Origin of the sequence: Thermobaculum terrenum ATCC BAA-798, from assembly GCF_000025005.1 — a bacterium.
Classification (GTDB): domain Bacteria; phylum Chloroflexota; class Chloroflexia; order Thermobaculales; family Thermobaculaceae; genus Thermobaculum; species Thermobaculum terrenum.
Window position 1 is genome coordinate 411649 of record NC_013525.1, and the last position, 19841, is coordinate 431489.

General features: G+C 47.7%; 21 protein-coding genes. 17 read left to right on the plus strand and 4 right to left on the minus strand.

The genetic code is table 11. The features are described 5' to 3' along the window. The first annotated feature begins 186 nt into the window (after positions 1-186). From TTER_RS01885 to TTER_RS01910, 6 genes are all read left to right on the plus strand, one after another. Positions 187-444, plus strand: coding sequence for a glutaredoxin family protein (locus TTER_RS01885; RefSeq protein ID WP_012874338.1), 258 nt, complete (start codon positions 187-189; stop codon positions 442-444). A gap of 191 nt (positions 445-635) precedes the next feature. After that, the gene (locus TTER_RS01890; protein ID WP_012874339.1) at positions 636-926 is read left to right on the plus strand and encodes a MerR family transcriptional regulator; all 291 of its coding nucleotides are present in this window, start codon (positions 636-638) and stop codon (positions 924-926) included. A gap of 18 nt (positions 927-944) precedes the next feature. Further along, positions 945-1421, plus strand: coding sequence for an Hsp20/alpha crystallin family protein (locus TTER_RS01895; RefSeq protein WP_012874340.1), 477 nt, complete (start codon positions 945-947; stop codon positions 1419-1421). An 89-nt stretch (positions 1422-1510) separates the two neighbouring features. Further along, complete coding sequence (locus TTER_RS01900; RefSeq protein WP_012874341.1) at positions 1511-2017, plus strand: DoxX family protein; 507 nt, start codon at positions 1511-1513, stop codon at positions 2015-2017. A 200-nt stretch (positions 2018-2217) separates the two neighbouring features. Then, positions 2218-3027: a PP2C family serine/threonine-protein phosphatase gene (locus TTER_RS14500; RefSeq protein ID WP_012874342.1), complete on the plus strand. Its 810-nt coding sequence runs from the start codon at positions 2218-2220 to the stop codon at positions 3025-3027. A 104-nt stretch (positions 3028-3131) separates the two neighbouring features. Further along, positions 3132-4160 (plus strand): dipeptidase, encoded by a 1029-nt coding sequence (locus tag TTER_RS01910; protein WP_012874343.1) that lies wholly within the window; start codon positions 3132-3134, stop codon positions 4158-4160. Between the two features lie 12 nt (positions 4161-4172). Here the strand turns inward: TTER_RS01910 and TTER_RS01915 are convergent, their stop codons facing one another. Further along, positions 4173-4634, minus strand: coding sequence for an MOSC domain-containing protein (locus tag TTER_RS01915; protein ID WP_012874344.1), 462 nt, complete (start codon positions 4632-4634; stop codon positions 4173-4175). A 117-nt stretch (positions 4635-4751) separates the two neighbouring features. On the opposite strand from TTER_RS01915, the gene TTER_RS01920 reads away from it, so the two are divergent. From TTER_RS01920 to TTER_RS01930, 3 genes are read left to right on the plus strand one after another with little or no spacing between them, the layout of a single operon-like run. After that, on the plus strand, positions 4752-5231 hold the full coding sequence (locus TTER_RS01920) for a flavin reductase family protein (RefSeq protein WP_012874345.1): 480 nt from the start codon (positions 4752-4754) through the stop codon (positions 5229-5231). Next, complete coding sequence (locus tag TTER_RS01925; protein ID WP_012874346.1) at positions 5224-5703, plus strand: hypothetical protein; 480 nt, start codon at positions 5224-5226, stop codon at positions 5701-5703. Before TTER_RS01920 ends, TTER_RS01925 begins: the two co-directional genes overlap by 8 nt. Next, on the plus strand, positions 5700-7157 hold the full coding sequence (locus tag TTER_RS01930) for an MptA/MptB family glycosyltransferase (protein ID WP_012874347.1): 1458 nt from the start codon (positions 5700-5702) through the stop codon (positions 7155-7157). The genes TTER_RS01925 and TTER_RS01930 overlap by 4 nt, the downstream gene beginning before the upstream one ends. Here the strand turns inward: TTER_RS01930 and TTER_RS01935 are convergent. The 3 genes from TTER_RS01935 to TTER_RS01945 form a co-directional block, all read right to left on the minus strand. Continuing rightward, complete coding sequence (locus tag TTER_RS01935; RefSeq protein WP_012874348.1) at positions 7154-9235, minus strand: hypothetical protein; 2082 nt, start codon at positions 9233-9235, stop codon at positions 7154-7156. The two genes, TTER_RS01930 and TTER_RS01935, sit on opposite strands and share 4 nt — an antisense overlap. Positions 9236-9310: 75 nt before the next feature. Further along, positions 9311-9553, minus strand: coding sequence for a hypothetical protein (locus TTER_RS01940; RefSeq protein WP_148211866.1), 243 nt, complete (start codon positions 9551-9553; stop codon positions 9311-9313). 100 nt (positions 9554-9653) lie between these two features. Then, on the minus strand, positions 9654-10697 hold the full coding sequence (locus TTER_RS01945; protein ID WP_012874350.1) for an NAD-dependent epimerase/dehydratase family protein: 1044 nt from the start codon (positions 10695-10697) through the stop codon (positions 9654-9656). Between the two features lie 178 nt (positions 10698-10875). Between TTER_RS01945 and TTER_RS01950 the strand changes: the two genes are divergently transcribed. From TTER_RS01950 to TTER_RS01985, 8 genes are all read left to right on the plus strand, one after another. Continuing rightward, the gene (locus tag TTER_RS01950; RefSeq protein ID WP_049822924.1) at positions 10876-12006 is read left to right on the plus strand and encodes an inositol-3-phosphate synthase; all 1131 of its coding nucleotides are present in this window, start codon (positions 10876-10878) and stop codon (positions 12004-12006) included. A gap of 110 nt (positions 12007-12116) precedes the next feature. Then, positions 12117-12680 carry an ankyrin repeat domain-containing protein gene (locus TTER_RS01955; protein WP_012874352.1) on the plus strand — a complete coding sequence of 188 codons (564 nt, stop codon included), beginning with the start codon at positions 12117-12119 and terminating at the stop codon, positions 12678-12680. Positions 12681-12715: 35 nt separating this feature from the next. Beyond that, a complete protein-coding gene (locus TTER_RS01960; RefSeq protein WP_012874353.1) occupies positions 12716-13582 on the plus strand; it encodes an LLM class F420-dependent oxidoreductase in 867 nt (288 codons plus the stop codon). A 563-nt stretch (positions 13583-14145) separates the two neighbouring features. Continuing rightward, positions 14146-15714 carry an ABC transporter substrate-binding protein gene (locus TTER_RS01965; protein ID WP_012874354.1) on the plus strand — a complete coding sequence of 523 codons (1569 nt, stop codon included), beginning with the start codon at positions 14146-14148 and terminating at the stop codon, positions 15712-15714. A gap of 69 nt (positions 15715-15783) precedes the next feature. Continuing rightward, positions 15784-16722, plus strand: a complete 939-nt coding sequence (locus tag TTER_RS01970) for a carbohydrate ABC transporter permease (protein ID WP_012874355.1) — start codon at positions 15784-15786, stop codon at positions 16720-16722. Further along, the gene (locus TTER_RS01975; RefSeq protein ID WP_012874356.1) at positions 16719-17579 is read left to right on the plus strand and encodes a carbohydrate ABC transporter permease; all 861 of its coding nucleotides are present in this window, start codon (positions 16719-16721) and stop codon (positions 17577-17579) included. Before TTER_RS01970 ends, TTER_RS01975 begins: the two co-directional genes overlap by 4 nt. A gap of 39 nt (positions 17580-17618) precedes the next feature. Continuing rightward, on the plus strand, positions 17619-18296 hold the full coding sequence (locus TTER_RS01980) for a PHP-associated domain-containing protein (RefSeq protein WP_012874357.1): 678 nt from the start codon (positions 17619-17621) through the stop codon (positions 18294-18296). Beyond that, complete coding sequence (locus tag TTER_RS01985; RefSeq protein WP_012874358.1) at positions 18293-19756, plus strand: DUF512 domain-containing protein; 1464 nt, start codon at positions 18293-18295, stop codon at positions 19754-19756. Before TTER_RS01980 ends, TTER_RS01985 begins: the two co-directional genes overlap by 4 nt. Positions 19757-19841 lie beyond the last annotated feature (85 nt).

A 19841-nucleotide genomic window follows, 5' to 3' on the forward strand; every position in this document is an offset into this window, starting at 1 on the left:
CATCCCGTTTCTAATGAAGATCTCGATTATATAAGCAAAGCTGTCTATCATCAGTTTGTGTTACCCCAGTTGCATACAGATGTGTCAGAAGAGTTTCATTAGTAGCAAATAATGACAGTTTTGCTATCTTATGAACGCTTTAGGTAGCATAGCTACTAGAATATCTTTAGGAGGATGTGTATCTGTATGGAACATTCTGCAACTATAGTTGTGTATAGTACCTCTTGGTGTGGCGACTGCAAGAGGGCAAAGATGGTTCTAGATAGTATGAATATCAACTATAAGCTTATAGATCTTGAGCTTCATCCTCATGCTGAAGAGGAGATGCTAAAGGTAAATGGGGGTATTTGGAGGGTTCCCACGATAATTCTACCTACTGGGAAGGTATTGGTAGAGCCCTCTGTAAACGAGCTCTTAGCTGCCCTGGAAGGTAGAGCTGCATAGAGTATAAGGAATTTCATAAGGGGCTCAGATGATCATCTGAGCCCCTTATTTTATGCTTCCTGCCCAAATCTAATTTTAATCGTGAGCTATAATAGACGTTGCCTTACAATAAGAATTACTATGTATATAAGAAGATTTGACAAATACAGTTATATTTTGTATATTGATCCTGGAGGTTGGGGGTAGTAACTATGGAGTATAGAAATGACAGGTCATTCCCAAAGTACACGATTAGCGTTGTGTCCGAGATGACCGGTGTTCCTGTGCATACAATTAGACAATATGAGCAGCAGGGGCTGATAAGACCAGCCCGAACAACTGGCAAAACTCGCCGGTACTCGGACGAAGATGTCGAGATGATCATGCAGATAGCCGACCTGGCGCGTAAGGGTATTAACTACCCAGGGATAAGGGAAGTGCTTCGTATACGTAAGGAACATACCTCCAACCATCCGGATAAGCCTAATAAGCAATCAGCTTAGATTAGGAGGTGATAAGCTATGGCACTGCAGAGATGGGATCCCTTTAGAGAGGTATTGAGCCTGAGAGATGCTATCAACAGACTGTTTGAGGAAAGCTGGGTAAGTCCAACCAGCATAGTTACCCGAACCACTGTAGGTATGCCGGTAGATATAGAGGAAAGAGACAATGAGTATGTGATCAAGGCTTCTCTGCCTGGGTTCAAGCCCGAGGATGTTAACGTATCCGTCACTGGAGATACGGTGACTATATCTGCTGAGCAGAAGGGTGAGGAAGAGCGTAAGGGTGCTAACTACCTGGTAAGAGAGCGCAGGTTTGGCTCTGTTTCGAGGTCATTCACTCTTCCGACTAGGATAGATGCCAACAACGCAAAGGCTACTTTTGAGCACGGCGAGTTGGTGCTTACGCTGCCCAAGGCTGAGGAGGCTAAGCCCAAGCAGATACAGATCAATGTTGGTGGGCAGCTACAGAGCGGTCAGGAACAGGTACAGCAATAGACTGATTTCCACAATATAAGAGCAAATTATCTACTGGCAGGCTAGTTACTAGCTTGCCAGTAGATTTTGCAGCAAGGAGGTGAGGTATCATGTTTGATGCTGCGCTCCTTGTATTACGGGTTGTGGTTGGCCTATTGTTTATTGGTCATGGTGCTCAGAAGCTGTTCGGTTGGTTTGGTGGAGGAGGACTGAAAGGAACTGCGCATTTTATGGAATCTCTAGGGCTTACTCCTGGAAGGTATTGGGCTGTGTTGGCTGGTTTGTCCGAGTTTGTTGGTGGGCTGTTGATGCTTACAGGTTTGCTTAATCCTATTGGCCCACTTGCTATTCTTGGAGCGATGATCATGGCCACCGTGAAGGCCCATTGGGGTAAGCCTATATGGTCCTCTAGTGGTGGTGCAGAATTGCCAGTTGTCTACGGTGCCATTGCTGTTGCTCTTCTTTTGACTGGTTATGGTAGATACTCACTAGACAACCTGTTGAATATCTCCCTTCCCAGTTGGGTAGTATTGGCTGGTTTCTTGGTAATAATGCTCTTGCTAGTTCTTGCTACCGTCCCAGGAGTCAGCAGATCGGCTAAGTACTCTACGAGCTAGTCTGGTATTGCTGAAGGTGCCCGGCGAAGGCTCCGGGCGCCTTTTTTATTTGCTGAAATTACATGCTTATCTAGCTGTTTATATCTTCATATGCTTTTATCGAACGATGTATATAATGCATATAGCTGAAAGTCCTAGTGCTTATAGCAATATGTGGCCTTTCACGACTAGCCCACTTAACTAAGGGGAATATCTAGTAAATGACCTGTTCTTGGAAATACGCATTTGCAAGCGTTATTGGAACCTATCACCTGTCCAGAGGACTCCCTTGTCAGGATGCCATAAGGGTTAGCCTATGCAGGCTTGAAAAAGAGGATGTGCTGCTTGCAGTGGTATCAGATGGAGCAGGTAGCGCTGCGAGGGGGGATGAGGGATCAGAGTTTGCCTGCCAATTCTTTGTTGAGAAGCTGCATGATTTCGTTCTGTCAGGTTCGGAGATATGTACCCTGGATAGGGAGTTATGCGTTGGCTGGGTGAAAGACTATCTTTCTCATCTAGAGGAGAGAGCTAATTCTTGTGAGGCTCAGATATCAGATTATGCATCTACGCTACTTGCTGCAGTCGTTGGTAGCAGGTCGGCAGTATTTCTTCAGATTGGTGACGGGGCTATAGTAGCTTCAACGGAGGATGATCCGGATAGCTATACTGCCATCTTCTGGCCCCAGAAGGGTGAGTATGAATCCACGACCTTTTTCTTGACGGACAATAACTCACATGAGAACCTATTGATCTTGTCTTTGGATGATGTCAGTATTTGCGATCTGGCGATCTTCACTGACGGCCTGCAGCGGATAGCTCTAGATTTTACCGAGAACGAAGCGTATAACCCGTTCTTTCGTGGAATGTTCAATCCATTGAGAGGCCAATTCGATGGTTATCTTCAGGAATTGTCTGAACAGCTGAAGAATTTCCTGGGTTCTCCAAGGGTCAATGAATATACTGAGGATGATAAGACACTGCTTCTTGCCTCTAGGGTTATTGGCCAGCAATTGAGCGAAGTTCCTGATTGATGCCATCTGTATTGGCTTTACAAGACTGCTTGGTTTATGGCACTTTGCCTATCGGTATATCTGTGGCACCATAGTATCAGCTTCTTTACTTCTTTAGGGGTGCTATGATGAGCGTTGATAGTGCATTGATACCTGTCCTGGATGGCCATAACGATGTTTTGCTAAGGGTAGCTTACAGACAAGAAGGCGAGGATTACTCATTCTTCTTGGAAAACCAAGATGGTCATCTTGACCTTCCAAGAGCCAAGGCAGCAGGATTCGCTGGTGGTTTCTTTGCCATATATATACCGCCAGTATCTGATGATTCTCATGCTCCCTTAGACCGTTACTATGCTCTAGAGCAGGCTATGCTTATATCATCCTGCCTGTTTCAGCTTGAGAGGCAGTCTGGTGGAGAGCTAAAGGTGGTACAAGACGTAGGTGAACTCGAGGGGCAGGTGAAGTCGGGCAGGATAGGGGCGATAATGCATATGGAGGGTGCGGAGCCCATAGATGAAGACCTGCACGCCTTGGAAGTCTTCTACAGGGCTGGCTTAAGATCAATAGGGATCGTATGGAGCAGACCAAACGCCTTTGGTTATGGGGTTCCTTTTGTTTTTCCTTCAACTCCTGATATAGGTCCAGGATTAACGGATGCTGGTAAGAGATTGGTTAAGGCCTGTAACGAACTAGGGATACTAGTGGACGTATCCCATCTTAACGAAGCTGGTTTTTGGGACGTTGTGAAGATTTCCGAAGCCCCTATTGTGGCGACCCATTCCAATGTCCATGCTATATGTCCTGTTAGTCGCAACCTCACCGATCGTCAACTTGATGCGATAAGAGATTCGGATGGAATGGTAGGGCTGAACTTCGCCGTTGCCTTTTTGAGGCCTGATGGCAAAAGAATAGCTGATACACCTATAGATATCATGATACGTCATATAGACTATCTGGTCGAAAGAGTGGGAATAGACAGGGTTGGGCTAGGCTCAGATTTTGACGGGGCTTTGATATCCTCCCATATATCTGATGTAACCGGGCTTCCAAAGCTGTTAAATGCCCTGAGGGAGCATGGTTACAGCCAGGAAGAGTTAGAGAAGATGGCATTCAGAAACTGGCTGCGGGTGCTGAAATTAACCTGGAAGAGCTAGGACGCTGCAGGATCAGGGTACGATAGTTACTTGATCGCCTTGTTTAATGCGGCCAGGTACTATAACTCTTGCATAAACCCTGCTGTTTCCAGGATGTGTTTTCTGAGAGACCCTAGAGAACTTGCCGTCTTTGAAAAAGGCACCTATCTTATAACAAGGGTTTGTATACCCCGTAACTTCTACTAATAGGGTGTCTCCGATTAGGAGTTTAGTTCCGGGAATTATCTGCTCCCAGTTCAAGCCACTTATAGTCAGATTCTCTCCGAGATGCCCTGGAGCTATATTGTGCCCTTCAGATCGCAGCTGCTCAATTAACTCCAGCGAAAACATACATAGTGCTTTGTCAGGACCCCCATGATGTTCTCGATCGTTGTGATAGTCACCTAGGATTCCAAGATAGTCGACAGTAGCGTCTTCTACTCTATGCTTGGGTACTCCACCCTTTGAGATGTTTATCTGGTACAACCTTGCCATGCAGGTGATAGGCTCCTGAGAAATAATTTGTAGTGAGCAGCGAGACAAGACAGAATCTCATCTAGCTGGTAGGATAACATTAGCTGGAGTACCATGTGAAGGAGGAGTTGTCATTCAATGGATCAAGCCGTAAAGAAGCAGGTGTTGAGGAGCTTTACGTACGGTCTTTATCTAATCACGGTCAAGGATGGTGAAGAAGCTAATTGCTTTACTGCAAATTGGGTATCCCAGGCATCTTTTGAACCTCCGATGGTGGTCTTCTCGATGGAAAACGACTCCAGGTCTATTGGCATGATACAGCGATCTGGAGCTTTCGCGGTACATGTTATTCCAGAAGGCTATCGGGATTTTGCGGGCAGGATGGGCAGATCCTCCAAACAGAATCCTAACAAGATATCAGAGGTGGAGTGGGAGCCCGGTGAAGTCACTGGCAGCCCTATCTTGAAAGAGTTGGCAGGATGGGTAGAATGCAGGCTAGTGGGGACTCTTCCCGCAGGTGATCATACCTTGATGTTGGGTGAAGTGGTAAACGCTGGAATCGGCAGGGACTTGAGACCTCTGACTTTGTCAGAGGCAGGTTTCAAGTACAGTGGTTAGGTGGTTTCGTAATAGACAAGTTTCTAATGACAGGTTAGTAGTAGCGCTGATCAAGCGCTACTACTTCGGGGCTAATCTAGAGGACTTTTTGTCTCTGGCCGGGTTCAAGTTGTTGCAGCCGACGTCCTCTGAGGAATTATTAGATTTGCTGTCCAGGCATGATCCAGCTCTTGTTGTGGTGGATCTAACCCAATGTGATGTTTCCGTATTGCCTGATATAGTTGCTAGGTCAAATGGATCCAAGACTCTGGCTTTCGGTCCGGCGCATGAGGAGAAACTTCTGAACAGCGCTGTAGATGCTGGGTTTGATGAGGTTGTACTCAATACCTATTATCACAGGGAGCTAAAGAGCATATTGACCAGATTGCTCCCAGGATACGTTCTCCCAGAAGTTGATAGGAAAGAGAAGCGTCGCCCTGATTATTTGGATATACCTGCTAACCGCGACCCAAGAGGAGAGAGCCAGTTTTGAGAGGAACGAGAAAGCTCTGGTTCGCTGGGCTTCTCATGGTCTTGCCTTCCCTATATTTCGTCCTGCGCTATCCGTTGATAGGGAATATCAAGCTTACAGATATGGGGTGGATGTCAGGCCATAGCCAGCAAGGTCTCTGGGAATTTCTGCTGGCTATAACCTGTATGTTCCTCGTCTACTCCTACGCAATAATTACCTGCACGCATGTTGATAACTACAGCGCTAGATATCCGGTGTTCATCTGCGGCGTGGCATTGGTTATTATATTTGCCTTCATGTATCCAACCACTGCAATAGACGTTTTTGTGTATGCTGCCAGATCTAGGGTCTTTACTCACTATGGTGCGGATCCTATGACCACACCTGCCAATAAGTTCTTCTTTGACCACTTTGTGAGGTTTGCGCAGCAGTACGGAGATAACATATCGGTCTATGGCCCTCTTTGGAACCTGTTAGCTGCGCCCATTACTGTATTATCTGGTGAGTCCATGGGGAAGGCCATAGTGGGGTTCAAGCTACTCGCTGTTCTAAGCACTATTGCTAGTGCCATCCTGATTTACCTCGTTCTTAGGGAGATTTCTCCCCAGGGTGCTTCTCTAGGGGTGCTACTGTTTCTGTGGAATCCATTGGTTCTTTGGGAGATACCTGGTAATGGTCACAATGACCTGGTGTTTCTGATATTTGTGCTATTGGCGATATTGGCCTGGCAGCGGGGTTTTGGTTTCGTGTCTCCTGCATTGTTGTTGGCTGGGGCAATGGTCAAATATGTACCCTTTATTCTGCTACCTATATTCTTGGTTGCTATAGGGTCGCAGTCCTTACGTAAGTCATTAGATCTGCGGAAGATCTTATTCGGAGTTGTATCATGCTGCGTGGTTTTGCTTATATCCTTTTGGCCTTTCTATAATCCCTGGGCTATATACGAAAGCATCCGTGAGCAGGATAGGATAATGCTAGTATCTCCCGCTAGCGCTCTTATAAACCTCCTCTCTGGAGGCAAGGTGGATCAAGATATTGCTTCGTGGGTGAAGCTCACTGGCAGGGGTATTTTCCTGATCGTACTACTTATTCTTCTATGGGTAGTCTGGAAGTCTCCTAAATTTCTACCTTTTGCCGTGTTCGAGTGTCTTTTCATGTATCTTATTCTGGCTGCCTGGAGCGTACAGAACTGGTATGGTGTCTGGTTGGTAGCTATAGCAGCTTTGATTAATGGCTGGCATAGGGCCAGGGCTATATCCATGTCCATAGGTATGCTCTATGTATATGGGCTTTTTATATGGGTAAGATACTTATGGATACAAGATGGCATCGAGCTGCTCTATTGGGGAGTTCTGATGATATTCCTGCTGCCGGTCGCTTTCACTCTCGTACAGTATGGGCTACGAATCTTTTTGGATAAAAGACCTTCGGCTAAAGGAGAGGCTGCTACTAGTCTAGTGTCTATTTCTAGCTAAGCCAGAACCTTGAATATCATCACGCCATATCCTTGGTACTCTAGCCTGTAAAGATTTGGATAGTCCAAAAATATGTCCGAGCTTATCGTTTCTTTATAAGGCTCGTCCAGATATTTTTCAAAGCCTTCGAACACTACTATGTACCTGACGTCGTACTGCTGCAGGATCTGTATAGTTCGACCTGAATCCGGATGGGTGACCACCCATAAGGACAGGCTAACCTCCTGTTGCTGCTCCCCAGGGAGGACTGTTCGGGGGTCTCGTAAGTTATCTGCGGGGGCTGATTCCAGTTCGGAGTAACCTGCTATAGCCAATAGTGCGTTATTAGCTGCGTGGTGTATATATGGGGTGCTTATTATCCGCCCGCCGTCGTTGTGCTCCTTTAGCCATTCGGCTGCCGCTTCGATGCTACGATTCATGACCAGATAGCCAGATGGCAGTGATGAAAAGTAGAGATTTCGCTGTATATCCGTAAAGAGGGCAAAAATGATTAGTGTAAGTGCTGCTAGCTGTATGATCCAAGCTCTACGTACCTTCCCAAACATCGCTACCAAGGCTACGGCCGACAAAATAGATAAAGGAATTGCGGTGTCTCGGTCGAACCGCCAGGGGGAAATACTGGTAGGTGTCCTGGCGGCTCCGAAAAATGCTATCCCCCATACTAACAACAGGGCGAGAGTAAGACGATACCTGGGAGGGAGAAAGACAAGTGATACAAGTAGTACCAGTAACCCAATACAGCCTATCCAAAAGCCTATTGGGGATAGATAGTTAGGTAGCCTCGCTATGGTCAGTGGGATTTGGGTATGCAAGAGGCTAGATGCCAGTTGAGCTGCGCCTCTCTTGGCAGTAGATCCTAAGAAAGCAGCTATTACATGGGGAAGATCATAGGTTTCCCATAGCACAGGTAGAGACAGGATTGCCATTAGCAGGAAGGAAGAAGCTAATGCAACGGCGTCCCGCCTATCTTTCCATAGCAAATACGGAAGCAGCAGAACTATTACTGCCAGGCTTATGATAGCCAGATAAAGAGTGCTTACTGTATGGTAAAGCACTATAGTAAAGCCAAGCAGCGCTAACAAAAGCGCTTGCCTCTTGAGGTTCCGCAGCTTGTTACAAACAATAGTTGTAACTGTTGCCAGAAACATGGCAAGCAGGAACTGGCCTGTTATGACATCAACATAGATGCCCACTACCAAGTACAGCCACGAGCTATCGAACACCAGGGAAGCAAATACGGCTGCTGGGAAGGCGTATCGAGGGCCGATCATTCGGCTTGCAAGTACATAACACCCAAGCGCTGGGAGGATCATAAGTGCGGGTGATAACACGATATATATGTCTAGTGGTGAAAGGTGACTAACGTGGCTCAGGATAGCAGTAAGGGTGTGAAAGCCCGGGGGATAGATCATATAATCTCTGCTGTACCCCTGACTAATCATAAGATTGGTCATGATAGCATGAGCATACTGATCGTGACCTCGGATATAGGGCCAGTCCCTAAGCACCGGACCAGAGTAACCTCTAAATAGAGAGAGGAGAATTACTAATATCCCCTGCAGGTAGCTGAGAGCGCGTGACTTATATGAAGGCTCAAACTTGACCCACCACAGCTTTGCAGGTCTACCTTTGGCCAGGAACCATAGTCCCCCGATTGCTAGGACCAAGGGCACCACGCGAGGAGAGTATTTTTGCACATCCAGCCTTCCTATGATCATTGCGTAGGCCACGACAGCAAGAGCAGATATACCCACCAGTGCGGGCGCACTAGGGGAGCTGATCTGCAGTGAGGGGAGCATTTCGGGCTTGGGAGATGGTCCTAGCAGCAAGTAGAGCGCGATACCTATAGCGATTGCAAGAATGACCGAAGTGTAAGCAATAGCAGGAGTTATTCCTGTATCAGACATCCTGGTTAGTAACAGAGCAATAGCCGGAACTATTCCGATCGAAATGGCTATTGAGGCCGCTATCCTCTCAACCCAGTCTATGCATGGGAAGAGGAGCTTGCTCCATATATATCCTGGTAAGCCTATGACAATTAGGGCAGCTAGATAAGCTAATAATATCTTCTCGATCACTACTGATGATTATATGCAACAAAAAATTACCTGGGACATCATCTGCCCCAGGTAATTATCTCAAAACAGCAGGATTTAGGATTGGAGTCTACTTACTAACAATGGCTTGAGGTCCTCCACGTAGCTGCCTAGATCACTTTGTATTCGGTTGAAGAGCTCAAGTAGCTCCTGGTCATTTGCTTCTTCTGCGTCTTCTTTGTAGACCTCTATAGCCGACATCGCTTCCAGGAAGTTCTGTAGAACGGACATTAGGTCATAAGCTACGTTAGAAACTCCAGTTATTTGCTGTGCGTTCTGATTGACATCTTCCATGCTCATCTTCTCCTACCCCCTTTTAGGCTGCTATAATACTGCCCTTTGCCGGTTACAAATCTGAGAGCAATATCTGTACCAGCTCATAGCCCCATACCAGGAGTTATTAGAAGATGAGCTTGGCTAGGCTAAGCGCTCCCTGCTTCCAAGGTACCCTGTGCGAGACGCCGCTCTTGTTTTGGAATTTGTCTATGTTGTCGATGTACCACTGGAAGTTTCTTATAAGAGCTTCTTTATTGGAGTATTTGGGTTTGAAACCTAGCTGTTTCTCCGCCTTCTCAATAGAGACATATGAGTCCTTGGGGGCTGTCTCGTAGACCCACTTGTAGAGCGGAGATATGCCTAGCTTTTCCAGCAACCTAAGGATGAAAATTGCTGGGGCTGCGGGTATAGGGATGACTTTCTTGCCATGGCCAGCGTAGTCGAGAACCGCTTGGTAATCCTCTCTTACCGTTGAGAAGACCTTAGCACCTATGTTGAATGTATCGTTGACCTTATTTTCAGGAAGTGTCAAGCATAGCTCTATTGCATCACACAGATCTTCAACATCCAGCAGCTGATAGCGATTGCGACCGCTACCAAGCACAGGGAAGTTATGGCCTGTATATGCCCAGTCATAAAGCAGCGCAAAGACTCCCAGGCGTTCTGGCCCCACAAATGACTTGGGTCTTATTATAGGTACTATCAAACCTTTTGCTCTGTACTCCAGGCATATCATCTCAGCCTGTATCTTGGCCTGGCCATATGGACCCACACCTTCCAACCTGTCCTCTTCTCGTATGGGATGATGATCGGGGATTCCATAGACCGCGGTCGATGATATATGTACGACCCTCTTTACGCCATGGGTGTAAGCACTATCCAGCACGTTTCTTGTGCCTATGACATCTGTAGTGTAGATATCTTTCGGAGAGTATAAGGGTAGGGCAGCTGCGGTATGTACCACGTAGTCCACGCCTACCATTACTTGGTCGAGTAGAGCTTTGTCGCGGATATCTCCCTTTATTACCTCCACCTGATTTCTCTCTGGGTAATCGAATTCGGCGATGTCAAGAGATGCTACTCTGAATCCTTTGCGTAGAAGGTGACGAACAAGGTTAATCCCTAAGAACCCTGCTCCGCCGGTTATCAATACTTTCTCATTGCTCATGACTATCTGTTGCGCTCCTTGCTAGTCTTGTACTGAGTGTCTATTCTTAGATTCCATGGATAACATACCATAACCTTTACACATGCGAGGCGTTATATAAGTGCATGCCTTGACAATACGGAGTTCACATGCTTACACTCCGTTGTATGTGTGTAAAAACAGGGAAAGGGGGAATGAAGTGGCCGATAAGAAGGTTAGAGTCGCAATCATAGGTGTAGGTAATTGTGCTTCCGCTTTCGTGCAGGGAGTGCATTACTATAAGGATGCTCCAGAGGATGAGTGGGTTCCCGGCCTCATGCATGTCAACCTTGGGGGCTATCACATAAGGGACATAGAGTTCAGCGCAGCCTTCGATGTGGCGTCCACAAAGGTAGGTAAGGACCTAAGCGAGGCTATATGGGCAGCACCCAACAATACGCTAAAGTTTGCTGATGTACCTTACCTAGGTGTTCCAGTGTATCGAGGTATGACCCATGATGGTTTGGGCAAGTACCTAAGCAACATGATAGAGAAGGCGCCAGGCCCTACCTCTAACATAGTGCAGATACTGAAGGACACTGGTACTGATGTAGTAGTAAACTACCTGCCCGTAGGTAGCGAGATGGCTACTAAGTGGTATGTGGAGCAGGTACTGGAGGCAGGTTGTGCCTTTGTGAACTGCATACCGGTGTTCATCGCGAGGGAAGAATACTGGCAGCGTAGATTTTTGGAGAAGGGACTCCCCATAATTGGGGATGATATCAAGAGCCAGGTGGGTGCTACTATCACTCACAGGGTCCTTACGAGGCTGTTTGAGGAAAGGGGCGTTAAGCTAGAACGCACCTATCAGTTGAACTTTGGTGGTAACACAGACTTCTACAACATGCTGGAGCGGGATCGCTTGGAGAGCAAGAAGATATCCAAGACTAACGCCGTAACCAGCCAACTTGAACATAGCAAGCTGGATGAGAAGAACGTACATGTTGGTCCAAGCGATTACGTTCCCTGGCTTGAGGACCGTAAGTGGTGCCACATTCGCATGGAAGGGACCATCTTTGGTGGGGCTCCCATCAGCCTGGAGCTCAAGCTGGAGGTTTGGGACAGCCCTAACAGCGCTGGCGTCGTAATAGATGCAGTGAGGTGTGCAAAGCTGGCGCTTGATAGAGGGTTGGCTGGCACGATAGCTGGCCCATCCGCATATTTCATGAAGAGCCCGCCAGTACAATACCATGATGATGTGGCACGCCGAATGACTGAGGATTTCATAGAGGGCAAGGATGATACCTGCTTGCCTTTCAAGACCACAATAGATACCGCTGAGAAGGTTTAGGTCCAGATGTTGAGGGAGTTGGATCAAATTCAACTCCCTCAATTCCTTTAGTTGCAATTTGACTGCTGGGAGTGTACTTTGTGCATAGTCAAAACTGGAGGATACTTTGAATGCGTGTAGCCGAAAGGTCGGGAGCAGTCTCTTATGTAGGTTCACATAAGGGTGCAGCTACTCTTAGCTTCCTGGACATTTGGGCGCTTCATAAAGCAGCTAACTTTGGACAGATAGAAATAGTTCAGAACCTGCTAGAGTTATTTCCTTCCAAGATAGACAGCTTTGACCAAGATGGTTGGGCTCCGCTGCACTTGGCATCTTTCTCTGGGCATGTCCATGTGGTAGAACTTCTGATAAAGATGGGTGCAAATCTCAATCTGGGATCCTTGAACGAAAAGAGTTATATGCCTATACATGCCGCTGCGCATGGAAGAAATGCAGCAGTTGTGGCTGTGCTCGTAAGGAATGGAGCGTACGCAGATGCCCAGGATAGCGCGGGCCATACTGCTATGCATATAGCTGCTCAGAATGGTGACACGCGTATCATTGATATCTTGGTTCGCCATGGAGCCGCCGTTGATATAAGGGATAAGCATGGACAGACCCCCCTAGATGTGGCCTTGGGGGCTAATAGACAGGCTGCTGCAGATCTCCTACAGATGTACCTGGATGTAGAATAGGCTAACTGCTTATTTCAGAAGGGAGATCCTGTAGGATGAAGGTTGGTGTTACTTTCCCTCAGATAGAGATCGGCAATGATCCCCATGTGATAAAAGACTATGCACAGGCAGCGGAAGATCTGGGATATAACCATCTGCTTGTGTTCGATCACGTGCTGGGAGCAGATCCTACTAACAGGCCTGGTTGGAGGGGAAGCTATTCTATAGATGATCCGTTTCATGAACCATTTGTGCTATTTGGTTACCTTGCTGCCGTCACGCAGAAGCTGGAGTTAGTAACTGGGGTCATAATCCTTCCTCAGAGGCAGACTGCCCTTGTTGCCAAGCAAGCTGCTGAAGTCGACGTGCTTACTGGCGGGCGACTGAGGCTAGGTGTTGGGGTTGGTTGGAACGAAGTGGAATATGAAGCACTTGGAATGAACTTTCATAACAGAGGTAGGCGTATAGAAGAACAAGTTGAAGTCCTGCGCCTGCTCTGGACCCAGAAAGTTGTGACGTTTCATGGTAAATACCACCATATAACAGAAGCTGGCATAAATCCACTTCCAGTACAGAGACCCATTCCTCTCTGGATGGGTGGATCGGCGGACGTGCTCCTAAGAAGGGCTGCCAGGATGGCAGATGGCTGGTTTCCCCAGATGCCTCCGAACCAGACTGCTGAAGAAGCGCTTTCTCGACTTCGGGCCTACCTACAGGCTGAAGGTAGAGACCCAAATAGTTTTGGGCTAGAGGCTCGCATCACCATTGCTGGCCTGTCCGAGGATGATTGGGTGGCACAGTTCAAAGGTTGGGAGAAGCTAGGAGCTACTCACATATCTGTAAACACCATGAGGGCAGGCTTATCCTCCCCACAGGATCATATAAATGCCATACGTCGCTTCAAAGAAGTCATAGGATTCTGAGTTTCTCTAGCCTCTGGCATGCCCTTATGAGAGTATAGCTGAGTCTTAAGCTCTACTTGGGCTTTACCTTCCTGTCATTTGTCAAGAATAGGTGCTTTAGTATTCCCGGTAATGGTAGACCAAGAACCTAAGAAGACTGGATCGATATCCTTTAGCATGACCTCCGTGAGCTCTAGTTACCTACTAGGTAAAGATTTACCACAATCATGTCCTTCAGTCTACAGGTTTTGTGCGGGATATTTTTGGTCCAAGGATTCGAACAAGCTCAGAAGTTTCTGGAAGCAAAGAACTCTCTAGCGATGATTAACCTGCCAGAAACTATCTTCCCATATGAACATCACAAAACTTAGGAGTTTTTTCTGAGAAAAGGATAAGACAGCAACATCTGCATATGAAATTATATTTTTCATACGTTTGAGTACTCATGGTACGGTATCTGCTGGATAAGAGGAACATGGGCTTTGTTGTGGCCAAAAGGAGGTGATCCAAGGCTATTTGTAAGTCGGGCCGTAGTTGTCAACCCGACTATGAAAAATCGGACGGATCTAGAAAGGAGTTGGATTATGAAACGTTCCGAGAAAAATGGTCAGAGGCTTAATCGTCGCGAGTTTATGCGATTACTTGCTATCGGGAGCGCATCTGTTGTAGGCGCAGATCTATTAGCAGCTTGTGGTGGAGGTGGTTCTGAGACTCCAACCACAGGCGTTGGGCCTAGTCCCAGCCCATCGCAACCCTCGGCATCTATGGGAGTAACTCCTACACCTGTAGTGGGTGCAAGCCCAACCCCAGCGGTAGGACCTACCGAGACCGTTATATCAGGGGAGGCCACGCCTCCGGTAAGCCCTACGGGTACTGCCGGTCGAGGTTTATCCATCGATATAAGTAGCATTCCAACTTCTCCTAAAGAGGCGCCAGATGTACCTAATGCTGAAGACGCTAAGAGGTACTCTGGGCAGACAATCACTTATTACGGGGACTCTGTAGGCACTGGTCACGACTTTGATGTGGCCGCTGCCAATAAGTTCAAGGAGCAGACTGGTATAAATGTGAAAGTTATTCCCAGGCCCAAGGCGGCGGATCAGCAGTTCCAGACTTATAGCCGTCTATTCCAGGCCAAGTCACCTAATGGCGATGTACTTTTGCTGGATGTGATATGGCCACCACAGTTTGCGCCGTTCCTCCTGAACTTGAGTGATAGCTTAGGAGATAGGGCGCAGATGATGTATCCGGGCACTATACAGGCAAGCACGGTTAATAATGCTTTGGTTGCCATGCCTTGGTTCACTGACTTTGGTTTGCTGTACTATCGTAAAGACCTTCTGCAGAAGTATGGAATAAACAACCCACCTGCTACTTGGGATGAGCTTGAGCGGTATGCCAAGCAGGTGATGGACGCCGAAAGGCAGGCTGGCAATAGAAACTTCTATGGCTTCGTTTGGCAGGGTCAAGCTTACGAGGGTTTGACTTGTAACGCGCTGGAATGGTTAGCATCTACCGGTGGTGGGACGTTTATAGACCAGAACGGTAAGGTGACGATAAACAATCCTAATGCCGTTGAGATGCTGAACAGAGTAAGAGGATGGGTGGGTAGCATTGCTCCTAGAGGCGTTACTACATACCAGGAGGATGACTCTGCTAATGCCTTCGTGTCAGGATCTGCACTTTTCTGCAGGCAATGGCCTTATGTATATGCTCTAGCCTCTGCTGAGGATTCAAAGATCCGTGGTAAGTTTGATGTTACTGCGCTGCCGGCACGTTCGGGCGAACCCCATGCAGCAACGATAGGTGGACAATCACTGGGTATATCTAGATTCTCTCAGCATCAGGAGGCAGCCATCGAATTCGTCAGGTACCTGACCAGCCCTGAAGTATTGGCTTGGCGAGCGATAGCTGGCAGTTACGCTCCTCCTATGCCAGGAGTATCAGAGATACCTGAGATAGTGGAGCAGAGACCTTTCCTAAAGGTGCAAGCTACTAGAGTTGCGAGACCTTCCGCACAGCTTGGGACAAGGTATAACCAAGGGTCCAACGCCATCTATCAGGGAGTACATAACATAGAAAACGGGGCTGATGCCAAGACTGTACTGCCTACTGTGGCTCAGCAGTTACAGAGCTTGTTAGGCAGTAGCTAGAAATAAGCTTGCTAATGGTTTCCAATCACGAGGGCAGCCAAAGGGCTGCCCTCACGGAGGTTACACATAATGGCACAACAAATAAGGTTGGCCAGGGCAAGACAGGAGAAAAGCAGCCAGGAAAACAGCGCACTAGCGCGTCGACAAGCCCGAGTAGCGTGGCTCTTTCTCATACCTACCCTTTTAGTAGTAGCTATTGTGGCTGCCTGGCCAATGATTCAGGTTGTTTGGCTTAGCTTGACCAATGCACAACTGCTCAGCCCAACTCCTCCAAAATTTATAGGTCTGGATAACTACGTAAGGCTCATACATGACAGCATATGGTGGCATACGGTCTGGAACACTGTCCTCTTTACAGTCATCACCGTCACTTTCGAATTTGTTTTGGGTATGGTAATAGCCCTCGTGGTCAATTCTCAGTTCAAGGCTAGAGGATTCATGAGGGCTGCCATGCTCGTGCCCTGGGCGATACCTACAGTGGTATCAGCAATGATGTGGAAATGGATGTACAACGATATATACGGCGTTATCAATGACCTTCTGGTTAACAAACTACATATCCTGGATCATAACGTGGCCTTTTTGGCTGTACCTAGCTTGGCTATTCCCTCCGTGGCCGCTATAGACATCTGGAAGACCACGCCTTTCGTAGCTTTATTGTTACTAGCCGGGCTACAGGTTATCCCCAATGATATCTACGAGGCCGCCACTGTGGATGGTGCTACTGCTTGGCAGCGCTTCTTCCAGATAACTTTGCCTCTGCTTAGACCTGCAATAGCGGTTACTCTGATATTCCGTACGCTTGATGCATTGAGGGTATTCGATGTTTTCTACGTGATGTTTGGCAATGATCAGAGCAGGATGCCTATGGCTGTATACGTCCAGAATTACCTGGTTCAGTTTCAGGATGTGGGATACAGCTCAGCGATAAGTATGTTCATATTCATGATTATTGGCATATTCGTTGTGGCCTATGTTACTACGCTTGGTGTGGAGGTTGAGCAATGAGCCGTTCGAGATCTTGGAAGGTAATAACTAAGCTTTTATTCTATTTGCTCGTGGCGGTGATCATAGTCTACACAGTTTTTCCTTTTTACTGGGCTCTGCGCTCTGCCATTACTCCCACCGGCGAGCTCTTTTCAACGCCAGTAAGCTACTGGCCAAGCAGGCCTACGTTGGAGCACTTCAGGGCTATATTCAGTAACGACTTGTTCCTGCGCGCTATCCTCAACTCCACGATTGTTGCAGGCTCAGTCACTATTATCTCGCTGGCCATAGGGTCATTAGCAGCTTATGCCCTTGGTAGGTTTAAGTTCAGGGGACGCACACCGGTAATGTACATAATTTTATCCATGACGGTGTTCCCTCAGATAGCTGTACTTAGTGCTCTCTTCCAGTTAGTAAACTTCCTGCATCTGTTCGATACTTTAGGCGCCCTGATACTTACTTACCTAATATTCACTCTGCCGTTTACAGTGTGGGTGCTGATTACTTTCTTCAGGAGCATGCCTCAGGAATTAGAGCAGGCGGCCTATGTGGATGGTGCTACGCCTTTCCAGACCTTTAGGCTGGTGCTCTTGCCGTTAGCTGCACCGGGTATAGTGACCTCCGGGTTGTTGGCCTTTATTGCGGCATGGAATGAATTCCTGTACGCCCTCTCTTTCATACAGACTCCTCAGAAGAGAACGATAACCTTTGCTCTACAGGCTTTCACTCCTGAGAATGCTGCCACAAGTAACTTCGCAGTTCCCTGGGGACAGATAATGGCGGCAACACTGGTAGTCACTCTGCCGCTGATAGTGCTCACCCTTATCTTCCAGAGGAGAATCATAGCGGGTCTAACAGCAGGTTCGATCAAGGGTTAGTTTGACGCCTGGCGCTTCTCTGCCATAACATAGTTAGGTATGTCAACTAATGACCTTGTTAGAGCTGAGCTGCACTGCCACACCAGTTGGTCTCGTGATTGCTTGATGCGACCAGACAGGCTGGTTCAGGTGTGCATTGAAAAGGGAATAGAAGTCCTGGCGATAACCGACCATAACGAGATAGGGGGCGCCTTTGAGGTAGCCTCTATAGCTCCTTTTACGGTTATTGTAGGAGAGGAGATCAAGACTCGTGAGGGGGAGTTAATAGGCTATTTCCTAAAGCGCTATATACCCCAGGGTTTGTCAGCTGAGGACACAGCTATGGAGATCAAGTCTCAAGGGGGGATCGTTAGTGTTCCTCACCCCTTTGATAGCCTGCGCAATAGCAGACTCAAAACAGAAGTTTTGGAGAGGCTAATAACGAAAAATCTGGTGGATATCATAGAAGCTTTCAATTCCAGGACTACTAAGCCCGAGGATAATACCAAGGCGGAGATCTATGCTGCCTCCAAAGGTATCCCGGTTGTAGCCGGTTCGGATGCGCATACTTATCCTGAAGTGGGGACGGGTACTACTTTACTAAGTCCTTTCTCGAACGCAGATGAGTTTCTTATGTCTGCAAGGCAGGCTGTGCTTACTGAGGCGAGGCTAAGCCCTTGGCCTGTTCATCTAGCTAGTACGTGGGCGAAGATAGCCAAGAAGGTGAAGATGCTGTGATTCACGGCGGAGAAGTTGTAAGAGTACAGCCAAACAGCATAGCAGACGACCTGGGACTTCAGCCCGGGGACGTGTTGCTGCAGATCAATGGTCGACCGCTGCGAGATATCATCGATTATAGGTTCTACGGTGCAGCTGACTATGTGGAACTACTGGTCAAGCGAGGACAAGAGTATATCATCTTCGAGATTGAGAAGGATCCCGATGAGTCTTTAGGTGTTGAATTCGCAAGACCAACGTTTAATCCCATAAGGCAGTGTGCAAATGCGTGCCCTTTTTGCTTTGTGGATCAAAATCGTGAAGGTATGAGGGATAGTCTCTACATAAGAGACGACGATTATAGGTATAGTTTCCTGTTTGGTAACTTCGTTACACTTACTAATCTGACTCCATCTGATTGGCGGAGATTAGAGGAGCAAAGGCTTAGCCCTCTCTACGTCTCCGTGCATACAACAGATCCGGATCTTCGTCGCAGGTTGTTGGGCTATCCTAAAGCTCCGGATATTCTGGAGCAGCTTGCGCGGTTGCGTGAGATTGGCATTCAGGTCCATACACAGCTAGTTCTATGTCCTGGGCTCAATGATGGTCCACAGCTTGAGAGGACCATAGATGACCTTGCTGCGCTCTATCCTACTGTGCTCTCTATAGCTGTGGTTCCTGTGGGGCTTACTCAGTTTAGAGGAGGAAGTGTTCGAGCGGGGGGAAGGCATAACAGGATTATAGCCTCCCAAGCCAGCACTCCCGTCAGGAGCTATACACCAGAGGAAGCGAAGCAGGTAGTAAAGCAGGTTGATAGGCGTAGAGCGCAGTTTCGTAAGGAGCTCGGCACGAATTTGGTGTTCGCCTCTGATGAGTTCTACCTCATGGCAGGGAAGAGTGTTCCTGCTGCTAAGCACTACGAGGGCTTTCCACAGCTCGAGAACGGCATAGGGATGGTAAGGTACATGCTCGAGGGCTTTAAGGAATCTAGGAGAAAGCTTCCTGAGCGCTTGAAGTCAACCAGAAAAGTGACCATACTTTGCGGAACGCTTCCCGCCAAGGTGCTAAGGCAGGTGGCTGACAAAATGCAAGATGCTTGCTCGGGACTGAGTGTGGATGTGATCCCGGTCGAAAACAAGTTTTACGGTCCCAGTACTAACGTCTCAGGATTGCTGGTGGGTGAGGACCTTGTGCCGATAATAGAATCTATTGAAGGGACGGATCTGATACTCATCCCTAGGGTAGCCTTAGATAACGATGGGAGAAGACTTCTGGACGGCGTAACACTGCAGGACCTGCGTGATGTGGCCAAATATCCACTTGAGCCTGCCGTGGATATGAAAGAGACGGTAGATCTTATATTGCGGATGGATGCGGGCGAGGAGCTAGGCAAGTCCGTACCACCACCACGGATAGGCGGGTTTGAATTCTCCCCGGTACCCAATTCCGATACTTTCGGTCAATACGTAACTTACTCATAGTAAAAGGTTGGCTAAATGGCCAATCTTTTACTATGAGTAAAGGGTGTCACTTTATCAACATGTTATCCACAGGAAAACGTGTTTT